This is a genomic window from Sphingobium sp. IP1, assembly GCF_002708645.1.
GTDB lineage: Bacteria > Pseudomonadota > Alphaproteobacteria > Sphingomonadales > Sphingomonadaceae > Sphingobium > Sphingobium yanoikuyae.
Map to the genome: position 1 here is coordinate 1 of NZ_NOIW01000258.1, position 1,041 is coordinate 1,041.

General features: G+C 52.9%; 2 protein-coding genes. Both read right to left on the reverse strand.

The window, feature by feature from the left end:
* Positions 1–66: 66 nt before the first annotated feature.
* Positions 67–495, reverse strand: a complete 429-nt coding sequence (locus tag CG471_RS29840) for a very short patch repair endonuclease (protein WP_099234668.1) — start codon at positions 493–495, stop codon at positions 67–69.
* 1 nt (position 496) lies between these two features.
* Positions 497–763 (reverse strand): hypothetical protein, encoded by a 267-nt coding sequence (locus CG471_RS30455; RefSeq protein WP_143560327.1) that lies wholly within the window; start codon positions 761–763, stop codon positions 497–499.
* Positions 764–1,041 lie beyond the last annotated feature (278 nt).

A 1,041-nucleotide genomic window follows, 5' to 3' on the forward strand; every position in this document is an offset into this window, starting at 1 on the left:
AGCGTGATCAATCGTCGTCGATCAGGCGCCCGCGGCACACCCGCCAAGGTCAATGCGACCGCTGGTCTAGCGGCCAGCGAAGGAGTAAACTCGGCCAGCGTCTCGGACGGCAGTCATGAGAGCGTATATCTGGGTCCGTTCTATGTACTGACCCCATATTGTCATTACGTCCCAGTCACGCGACGTTAGCGCCTCGACATTTCTGGCATCGCGTGCCTTGTTTCTATCTAGTTTAGCCCCCCAGAAATCCGTCTTGGATTTTGGCGATAAACTCCCACGGCAATCATGAGCATGCCAAAAGCACCCATGAATAAAAATTACCTTCTTACGACCGGCAAAAACGATATCCGGTGATCCAGGAAGCCGCTTATCATGCAATCTGTATCGATATCCCAAGCCATGTAATAACTTACGAACGACCATTTCGGGTGCCGTGTCTTTTCGGCCCACCGACTTCATCGTTCGGCTACGGGTTTCCGCGTCAACCTTGTCCAAATCACATATAGTCCTTCTGGCCCTCGACTAATTTGCGAACATTCTGGAAGAGACGGTCAGCTTCCGCTTCTGGGTCGACGGCACGCAAATCCAAACGCAGCAGAGACACTTGTTTTCCACTCGTGGTAACGCCCAGGGATGTTGACCTGGCTGCGTCAAGCTGAGGACATAAAAGCGCTCCATGTTGAACGCCAAGTGCGTCCATAAATGAAAGTAATTCGTAACGGTCAGCCTCTTTCGGACTAGGCTTGTACTTTGCGTCGATCACTGCGAGGGCGTCCCGCCCGCGGTAAATTACAATATCCGGTTGGACGCGGTATTGCTGATTATCTATAAAGAAGCTTGTCGGATGTACGTTTCCGTCTTTTACATGCCAGCCTAGCTCACGCGACCTTTCCGCGATGATTCGGCGCGTGTAGGGGGACTGTCAGGATTTCCGTGTGTGGCCGGGCATAATGGGCAACAAGGAGTCCCACTATGTCACGACGCAAAGAACCTGCCATACCGAATGAGCTTCTCGATCAGCTTTTGGCGGGCGGCGCTGCC